Origin of the sequence: Methylibium sp. T29-B (assembly GCF_000576225.1) — a bacterium.
Lineage (GTDB): Bacteria > Pseudomonadota > Gammaproteobacteria > Burkholderiales > Burkholderiaceae_C > Methylibium > Methylibium petroleiphilum.
The window spans coordinates 24033-31845 of sequence record NZ_AZSN01000035.1; the positions used below are offsets into that span (position 1 = coordinate 24033).

At 69.8% G+C, this 7813-nt stretch carries 9 protein-coding genes and 1 pseudogene; 4 read left to right on the forward strand and 6 right to left on the reverse strand.

Annotation, left to right across the window (positions count from 1 at the left end):
- From Y694_RS08185 to Y694_RS08195, 3 genes are all read right to left on the reverse strand, one after another.
- Complete coding sequence (locus tag Y694_RS08185) at positions 1 to 891, reverse strand: hypothetical protein (protein WP_036231502.1); 891 nt, start codon at positions 889 to 891, stop codon at positions 1 to 3.
- A gap of 183 nt (positions 892 to 1074) precedes the next feature.
- The gene (locus Y694_RS08190) at positions 1075 to 1284 is read right to left on the reverse strand and encodes a DUF3565 domain-containing protein (RefSeq protein ID WP_036231503.1); all 210 of its coding nucleotides are present in this window, start codon (positions 1282 to 1284) and stop codon (positions 1075 to 1077) included.
- 32 nt (positions 1285 to 1316) lie between these two features.
- Positions 1317 to 1787: a DUF1772 domain-containing protein gene (locus tag Y694_RS08195; protein ID WP_036231504.1), complete on the reverse strand. Its 471-nt coding sequence runs from the start codon at positions 1785 to 1787 to the stop codon at positions 1317 to 1319.
- A gap of 85 nt (positions 1788 to 1872) precedes the next feature.
- Between Y694_RS08195 and Y694_RS08200 the strand changes: the two genes are divergently transcribed.
- The 3 genes from Y694_RS08200 (at position 1873) to Y694_RS08210 (ending at position 3671) form a co-directional block, all read left to right on the forward strand.
- Positions 1873 to 2349 carry an LEA type 2 family protein gene (locus Y694_RS08200; protein WP_011830009.1) on the forward strand — a complete coding sequence of 159 codons (477 nt, stop codon included), beginning with the start codon at positions 1873 to 1875 and terminating at the stop codon, positions 2347 to 2349.
- Positions 2350 to 2458: 109 nt separating this feature from the next.
- Positions 2459 to 2938 (forward strand): hypothetical protein, encoded by a 480-nt coding sequence (locus tag Y694_RS08205; RefSeq protein WP_011830008.1) that lies wholly within the window; start codon positions 2459 to 2461, stop codon positions 2936 to 2938.
- Between the two features lie 226 nt (positions 2939 to 3164).
- Positions 3165 to 3671, forward strand: a complete 507-nt coding sequence (locus tag Y694_RS08210; protein WP_011830007.1) for an SRPBCC family protein — start codon at positions 3165 to 3167, stop codon at positions 3669 to 3671.
- A 12-nt stretch (positions 3672 to 3683) separates the two neighbouring features.
- Here the strand turns inward: Y694_RS08210 and eutC are convergent, their stop codons facing one another.
- The 3 genes from eutC to eat are packed head-to-tail and all read right to left on the reverse strand — an operon-like array spanning position 3684 to position 7316.
- On the reverse strand, positions 3684 to 4478 hold the full coding sequence (gene eutC / locus Y694_RS08215) for an ethanolamine ammonia-lyase subunit EutC (RefSeq protein WP_011830006.1): 795 nt from the start codon (positions 4476 to 4478) through the stop codon (positions 3684 to 3686).
- Positions 4478 to 5887 (reverse strand): ethanolamine ammonia-lyase subunit EutB, encoded by a 1410-nt coding sequence (locus Y694_RS08220; protein ID WP_036231505.1) that lies wholly within the window; start codon positions 5885 to 5887, stop codon positions 4478 to 4480. Before Y694_RS08220 ends, eutC begins: the two co-directional genes overlap by 1 nt.
- A gap of 7 nt (positions 5888 to 5894) precedes the next feature.
- Positions 5895 to 7316, reverse strand: a complete 1422-nt coding sequence (gene eat / locus Y694_RS08225; RefSeq protein ID WP_409072469.1) for an ethanolamine permease — start codon at positions 7314 to 7316, stop codon at positions 5895 to 5897.
- A 43-nt stretch (positions 7317 to 7359) separates the two neighbouring features.
- Between eat and Y694_RS08230 the strand changes: the two are divergent.
- Positions 7360 to 7813, forward strand: a pseudogene (locus Y694_RS08230) (AraC family transcriptional regulator); the annotation flags it as partial.

The following is a 7813-nucleotide window of genomic DNA, read 5'->3' on the forward strand; positions in this document are numbered from 1 at the left end:
TCAGTAGGCGTGGACCGCCACGACATGGACCGTCGCGCTGACCACGAGCAGGTAGACGAAGGGAACGTGTGCAACGTGCCACAGCGCGAACACGCGCTCGTACGCCGAGAACTGTGCGACCCGCACCACCGCCGCCAGATAGCGGCCGATCAGCTTGCGCAACTGTCTTCGGCGCGCGGCCATTTCCTCCGCCGGGCGACCCGGGCTCGCCGCGCAGATCGCCTCGTCCAGACCTTTGCAGCATTGGCGGTAGACCCGCCATTGTCGGCAAGGCAGCACGAAGAGCAGTCGCCAGACATGGCGCAAGTCGCGCCCTGTCGCCAAGGTCTCCTGGTGAAAGCCGAGCAGTTGCGCCTCGACCTTGGGGGCGAACTGCAGGCGCGACCGCGCAGCCTGCCCATCCAGCCCGGCTCGGGCCTGCAGTTCCTGCAGGCTGCTTTTCTCACCGCTCAGGCCATGGTGGATGCGGACGTAGAGAAAGCGGCCCACCACGCCGCTGAGGGCGACGATCACCATGCTGTAGAGCGCAACCGCCGCGTTGAGCGAGCCGACGTGGAAGGTGGTGTGGGCCAGGATCAGCACCGGCCCGCCGATGCCCAGCGTCATGTGGGCCCAGAACCACCACTTGACCTTGCCCCACCGGCGCATGCCGGGGAGGTACTTGCGCAGCGGATAGCCGAACAGCAGCAGCATCGCCACGCCGCCGCCGACCCCGAGCCAGTAGCCGATGTCGTCTCCCGTCTCGAAATAGCCGCTGGTGCTGAGGTGCCACGTCGCCAGCGTCAGTACCAGCAGCAGCGCATACAGCGCGAGGTCGCCGCTGGGGTGCGTTGCAGAGGAAGAGCTGCCCGTGCGCGAAGCAGGACGGCTGCTCGGGGCCTGAGATCTCATGACGGCGTGGAACTCCCCTGGCGATGCGCGACGCGTGCAAGGCGTCTCGCTCGTGGATCGATAACCACACTGACGTTATTGATGCCCGCTGAAGCCGCACTGAAGATCGGCGTGAATGGATGTAACAGTCGCCGCAGAGCTCACGATGCGAGCTCGATTCCGCGTAGCACCTTGGAAGGACGCTCAGCCGCCCCAGTCGCGCGGCGCGCCTTGGTCGCACTTCCTGCAGGCCAGGCGCTTGCCGAGCGCACTGTCGCGGCCCTCGGCGGTGGTGGTCCACGGCCGGTTCGTCCACGGCGGGTCGTGGCGCACATGCTGGTTGTGGCCGCACTCGAGCTCGGCGACCCAGTGGGCTTCGTCGTCCCGATGAAAGCCGACGATGCGCTGGTCCATCGCGGGCCTGTACAGGGCGTGCGCGTCGCGGTTCAGCAGGTCAGCGCCGCGGCTGCCGCGGCGGCGGACACGAGGCAGGCGGCGGTGCGCACGTGGTTCCACCGCAACCACTCGCGCACATAGACCGGCCAGTAGGCCGCGGCTTCCGCCGACCCGCTGTCCAGCCGCGCGAGCCGCTCGTTGCGCGGCACGTTGCAGACGGCGGTGACGCCGAACGATCCGATCACGTAGCAGAGGCCGGCGGCCAGCAGCAGCGCCGAGCGCGTGCTTCCCCACGGAAAGAAGCCGGCGAGGATGCAGATGGCGGCCAGCACCGTGGTGCCGATGAAGAGGCCCAGGAAGCCGGGGTTCAACACGACCCGGTTGATGCGCTGCATGGCAGCCAGGCCGTGCTCTGCGGGCAACTCGGCCAGCGCCTTCATCACGAAGGCGGAGAACGCGAAGAACACGCCGCCGGTCAGGCCGGCGCCGAGGCACACCAGGAAGGGCAGCGTGGTCAGCATGGAGGAGGGGGCGAGGCCGGCGGTCGGGGGCCGGGATGGCTTTGGCCGAACTCTACCGGGCCGCAGTGGCGCATGATGGCGAACCATGCCCCGTCGTCGCCGGCTCCTGCTGCTCGTTCCCGCGCTCGCCGTCGGCGCGTGCGCCGGCCTGTCCGGCCGCGATCCACCGCGGGTGTCGGTGGCCGGCCTCGAGGCGCTGCCCGGAGAAGGACTGGAACTGCGCTTCCTGGTCAAGCTGCGCGTGCAGAACCCGAACGATGCGCCGATCGACTACCGCGGCCTCTCGATGGAACTCGAGCTGATGGGCCAGCCCTTCGCCAGCGGCGTCAGCGACGCGGCCGGCAGCGTGCCGCGCTTCGGCGAGGCGGTGATCGGCGTGCCGGCCAGCGTCTCGGCGATCGCCGCGGTGCGCCAGATGCTCGGCCTGCCCTCGCGCGACGTGCGCAGCCTCGACTACCGCCTGCGCGGCAAGCTGGCCGGCGCGGTGGGGACGGCGCTGCGCTTCGAGTCCACAGGGCAGCTCGACATCGCGGCCTTCGGTGGCCCCGCGCCGGGCCGCTGAAGGCCCACCGGCGGCTGTAGGCCCAGGCCCACACGCAGGGGCGCGGTCCGCTGATCGTCAGGCAGTGTCGGCGAGGCCACGATGGCGGCAACCTCAACAGGAGTTGCCGATGAGCCAGCACGAAGTCCCCGAAGCCTACGGCGTGTTCAAGCCGGTCGGTCACGTGGTGATCTCCTTCCCCAGCGATGCCGACCTGCGCTTCGCGCAGGCCGCGCTGGTCGAGGCTGGCTTCCACGGGCCCGACACGGTGCGGAGCTACACGCCGGCCGCGATGATCGAGCAGATCGATGCGCAACTGGCCGACGCCAGCCCGCTCGCCTCGCTCGGGCAGGAACTCAACCTCGTGAAGGCGCACCGTGCGCTGGCCGAGCGGGGCTATCACTGGCTGGTGGTGCGCGCGCCCTCCGACGATCAGGCGCGCCGGGTCGCCTCGGTGGCGCGGCGTTTCAACGCCGAGCGCGCGCAGAAGTATGGACGCCTGATCGTCGAGGAACTGATCGAGCATGGCGACGACCTGCCGCAGGTGGCCGAATCGCCGGCGCGCGGGCTCGATGCACAGACGGCGAGCGGCCGCGAGCGCGATCGCTGACGGCGCACGCAGGCTGTGCTGTCACCTGGGCGACACCGACCGCCCTCAATGCCTGCCCGCGGCTGACAAGGCGCCGACGCAGGACGCAGCGCGGGCAAGTTGCCCGCTGCGGCGTGCGTCGGAGCGGACGGGTCGGACATAGCATCGCAGTGGGTGCCGCGCGCTCTGTGTCTTCCGACGCCGCGCGGCGTTCGCCATTCCGTCCGTCAAGAACACAGGAGACAACATGACTGCAGCAGGCCATCGTACGTTCGGCATTCTTCTCTCGCTCGCATTCGCGACCGGCGGCGCGCTGGCCGCGGGAAAGACGCTCTCGGTCACGGAGAAGGTCGACGTGGCAGCCACGCCGGCCAAGACCTTCGCCGCCATCAAGGACTTCGACAGCTGGCAGAACTGGCACCCGGCGATCGGCGGCACCGAGATCACCAAGGGCAAGGGCAATACCAAGGGCACGGTGCGGGTGCTGACCACCAAGGACGGCGCGAAGATCACCGAGGAACTGCTGTCGCACAGCGCTTCGTCGATGAGCTACAAGTACCGCATCACCGATTCGCCGCTGCCCGTGACCGACTATGTCTCGACGCTGAAGGTCGCGAAGGCGAAGGGCGGCTCCACGGTGACCTGGTCGTCGACCTTCAAGGCCAAGGAAGGCGTCTCGGACGATGAGGCGAAGAAGGTGATTTCCGGCGTCTACCGCGCCGGACTCGACAACCTGCCGGCCGTCGTCAAGTAAGAGGAAGTCGGATCAGGGTGGCGCGAGCAGGAAGCTGCCGCTGTCGCCGCCCGTTTCGAGCGCCGGCCCGCTGTCGTCCTTCAGGGCCACGCCGGTGAGCTGGCGCGAGCGCGCCTCGCCCAGCAGCCAGGCTAGGCGGGCGGCGGCTTGCGGCAAGGGCAGGCCCTCGGGGCGCACGTTGGAGATGCAGTTGCGCTCGGCGTCGACCCGGCCTGCTCGCGGCGACCAGGTGACGTAGACACCCATGCTGTCGGGCGAACTGAGCCCCGGCCGCTCGCCGACCAGCACCACCGCGAGCCGGGCGCCGAGCGCCTCGCCGATCGGGTCGCCGATCGCCACGCGCGCCTGCCGCACGATCGCCACCGGTGCCCAGCGCCAGTCGCGCGCCAGCACACGGCGCAGTTCGGCGATGAAGGGCGCGGCGTGGCGCTCGATGGCCAGCGCCGACAGCCCATCGGCCACCACCAGCGCGAGATCGGCCTGTTCGTTGGCCGTGCAGGCGGCGAGACGGGCGATGGAGGCCTCGTCGAGCCGGCGGCCCAGGTCGGGCCGCTGCAGGTAGATATGGCGGTCGGCGGCAGCGCTGTGCAACGCCAGCGTCGGCAGACCGAGCGCGCGGACCGCGGCGTCGACCGCTTCATGGTCCAGCGGCCGGTGCACGGCGTCGCGCGCCTGGGCGTGCGCAAGCTGGAAGTCGAGCTGCGGCGCAGTGGGCTGGCTGATGCCGCTGCGGCCCAGGCCGATGCGCGCCGGTGTGTGCCGGCGCAGCACGCTCCAGGGGTTGGCGATGACCGGGCCGCCGCTCATCAGCGCGGGTGCTCCAGCAGGCGGGCCAGGGCCGGCGGCATCAGGTCGGTCAGCCGATCGGGCGCGCCGGGCTCGGTGATGCGCATGGCCTCCAGCCAGCGCTCGAACTCCGGCGCGGGCCGCAGGCCCAGCACGCGGCGTGCGTAGAGCGCGTCGTGGAAGGATGTGGTCTGGTAGTTCAGCATCACGTCGTCCGAGCCCGGGATGCCCATGATGAAGCTGCAGCCGGCCACGCCCAGCAACGTGAGCAGCACGTCCATGTCGTTCTGGTCGGCCTCGGCGTGGTTGGTGTAGCAGATGTCGCAGCCCATCGGCAGGCCGAGCAGCTTGGCGCAGAAATGGTCTTCGAGGCCGGCGCGGATGATCTGCTTGCCGTCGTACAGGTACTCGGGGCCGATGAAGCCGACCACGCTGTTCACCAGCAGCGGCTCGAAGCGCCGTGCCACCGCGTAGGCCCGCGCCTCGATCGTCTGCTGGTCGCAGCCGTGGTGGGCCTGGGCTGACAGCGCGCTGCCCTGGCCGGTCTCGAAGTACATGACGTTGCGGCCGCGCTGGCCGTCGTCGGAGAACAGCGCGCCGCGCTGCAGCGACAGTGCGGCGTCGTGCGCCTCGGCGAGCAGCGCCAGGTCGATGCCGAAGCTGCGGTTGGTGGCTTCGGTGCCCCCGATCGACTGGAACACCAGGTCCACCGGCGCGCCGCGCTCGATGCACTGCAGCGTGTTGGTCACGTGGGTCAGCACGCAGCTCTGCGTGGGGATCTCGTAGCGCTGGATCACCGCGTCCAGCATCTGCAGCAGCCGCGTCACCTGGGCCACGTTGTCGGTGGCCGGGTTGATGCCGATCACCGCGTCGCCGCTGCCGTAGAGAAGGCCGTCGAGCGTGCTGGCGGCGATGCCGGCGGCGTTGTCGGTCGGGTGGTTGGGCTGCAGCCGGGTGGACAGCCGGCCGGGCAGGCCAATGGTGTCGCGAAAGCGCGTGCGCACGCGGCATTTGCGCGCGACCAGGATCAGGTCCTGGTTGCGCATGATCTTGCTGACCGCTGCGGTCATCTCGGGCGTCAGGCCGGGCGCCGCGGCGCGCAGCGTGTCGCCGTCGACCGCGTCGGACAGCAGCCAGTCGCGCAGGTCGCCCACAGTGAGGTGGGCGATCGGGGCAAAGGCGGCGGCGTCGTGGCTGTCGAGAATGAGGCGCGTGACCTCGTCGTCCTCGTAGGGCACAAGCGCGTCGTTCAGGAAGGTCTTGAGCGGCAGCGCCGCCAGCGCGATCTGCGCCGCGGCGCGCTCCTCGCTGCTGCGCGCCGCGACCCCGGCGAGTTCGTCGCCGGAGCGCGCGGGCGAAGCCCGGGCCATCAACGTGCGCAGGTCGTCGAAGCTGTAGCGCCGCGGGCCGATGGAGTGCGCGTAGGCCATGCGTCGATCATGCCGCAGCGAGCGCCGCCCGCTCGCGGCGCTTGTGGGTCAGCAGGAAATAGCCGTAGCCGACGACGCCCAGCCCGACGAACAGCATCGCGACCAAGGGATTGAAGTACACCATCGTGGCCAGGCACACCACGGCCGCCGCCAGCGCGAAGGCCGGGAAGATCGGGAACATGGGCGCGCGGAAGGGCCGCGCCAGGTTCGGCTCGCTGCGGCGCAGCTTGAACAGGCTGGCCATGCTGACGATGTACATCACGATCGCGCCGAACACGCTCATCGTCACGATGTTGGCGGTGAGGGTCTGGCCGCCGAAGGAGATCAGCTCGTCGCTGAAGATGGCCAGGATGCCCACCACGCCGCCGGCCAGCACCGCGATGTGCGGCGTGTGGAAGCGCGGATGAACCTTGCCCAGCAGCTCGGGCAGGTAGCCGGCGCGCGACAGCGCGAAGATCTGCCGCGAGTAGCCGAGGATGATGCCGTGGAAGGAGGCGATCAGGCCGAACAGCCCCAGCCACACCAGCATGTGCAGCCAGCCGCTGGATTCGCCGACGATCGCCTTCATCGCCTGCGGCAGCGGGTCGTTGATGTTGGCCAGCTTGGTCCAGTCGCCCACGCCGCCGGCGAAGATCATCACGCCGGTGGCCAGCAGCAGCAGGGTGACGATGCCGCCGATGTAGGCGATGGGGATGGAGCGCTTCGGGTCCTTGGCCTCCTCGGCCGCCATGGCCACGCCCTCGATCGCCAGGAAGAACCAGATCGCGAACGGGATCGCGGCGAAGATGCCGCCGAGCGAGCCGAGGCTGAAGCTGTCCTCGCCGGACCAGCCGCCCTTGACGAAGTTGGCCATCGAGAAGCCCGGCGCCACCACGCCCATGAAGACCAGCAGTTCGAAGATCGCGATCAGCGTCACCGCCAGCTCGAAGGTGGCCGCGATCTGCACGCCCAGGATGTTGAGCGTCATGAAGATCAGGTAGGCACCGACCGCGGCGGTCTTCGGGTCCAGGCCCGGGAACTGCACCGCGAGGTAGGAGCCGATCGCCAGCGAGATGGCCGGCGGCGCGAACACGAACTCGATCAGCGTGGCGTAGCCGGCGATGTAGCCGCCGGTCGGACCGAAGGCGCGGCGGCCGTACTCGAACGGGCCGCCCGCGTGCGGGATCGACGTGGTGAGCTCGGTGAAGCTGAAGATGAAGGTGGTGTACATCAGCGCGATGAAGCCCGCCGTCACCAGGAAGCCCAGCGTGCCGGCGCCGGCCCAGCCGTAGCTCCAGCCGAAATACTCGCCCGAGATCACCAGGCCGACCGCGATGCCCCACAGCTGCAGGGTCGAGAGGGACTTGTTCAGTCCCGGTCCCGTACTTGTACTCATGCGTAATCCCTCCGGATGATGTGAAAGTCCCCGCAGTTGGCGCGGTGTTTGCATCAGCGTAGACAGAGCGCAGAGGGAGCGTTAGCGGAAATCGGCAATGTTGAACGGCACCGCAAGCACGCAGAACGTGCCCGACCACGCCGCACGGCAGGACGCTCCGTGGTGCGCGCGCTCGCACCGCTCGACCGACGTCGACGAGCACGCCTCGCATCTGTCAGGTTGGCGACAGGCATACGACCAGCTCGGCAGCGGCGGTTTCGAAGGCCGGCTCGACGAGGCGGTGAGTGCGGGCGTGCAGCTGTTCCGCGAGCGCACCAGCCAGCGCCTGCGCCAGCGCTGCGAGGTCTGGCAGGGCGCGCTGTGGTGCGGCATCACCGTGGCCGACGACGGCTCGCGGCTGGACGGCCGCCTGGTCGGCGCCGACGGCGTGATGGTCAGCGGCGAGGACGGCGGCTTCGAGCTGGTGAGCCCGGCCGGGCACGACATCGTCGGCTTCGTCGTCTCGCGCGAGGCGCTGCAGTCGCACGCCCCCGGGCTGGCGCTGCCGCGGG

Excerpts from the sequence above, each read along its gene's own strand:
- Y694_RS08195 (WP_036231504.1), bottom strand. The coding sequence starts at position 1,787 with ATGCTGACCACGCTGCCCTTCCTGGTGTGCCTCGGCGCCGGCCTGACC.
- eutC (WP_011830006.1), bottom strand. The coding sequence starts at position 4,478 with ATGAGCGGCGGCCCGGTCATCGCCAACCCCTGGAGCGTGCTGCGCCGG.
- Y694_RS08200 (WP_011830009.1), top strand. The coding sequence starts at position 1,873 with ATGCCCCGTCGTCGCCGGCTCCTGCTGCTCGTTCCCGCGCTCGCCGTC.
- eat (WP_409072469.1), bottom strand. The coding sequence starts at position 7,316 with ATGCAAACACCGCGCCAACTGCGGGGACTTTCACATCATCCGGAGGGA.
- Y694_RS08190 (WP_036231503.1), bottom strand. The coding sequence starts at position 1,284 with ATGGACCAGCGCATCGTCGGCTTTCATCGGGACGACGAAGCCCACTGG.
- Y694_RS08210 (WP_011830007.1), top strand. The coding sequence starts at position 3,165 with ATGACTGCAGCAGGCCATCGTACGTTCGGCATTCTTCTCTCGCTCGCA.
- Y694_RS08185 (WP_036231502.1), bottom strand. The coding sequence starts at position 891 with ATGAGATCTCAGGCCCCGAGCAGCCGTCCTGCTTCGCGCACGGGCAGC.
- Y694_RS08220 (WP_036231505.1), bottom strand. The coding sequence starts at position 5,887 with ATGGCCTACGCGCACTCCATCGGCCCGCGGCGCTACAGCTTCGACGAC.
- Y694_RS08205 (WP_011830008.1), top strand. The coding sequence starts at position 2,459 with ATGAGCCAGCACGAAGTCCCCGAAGCCTACGGCGTGTTCAAGCCGGTC.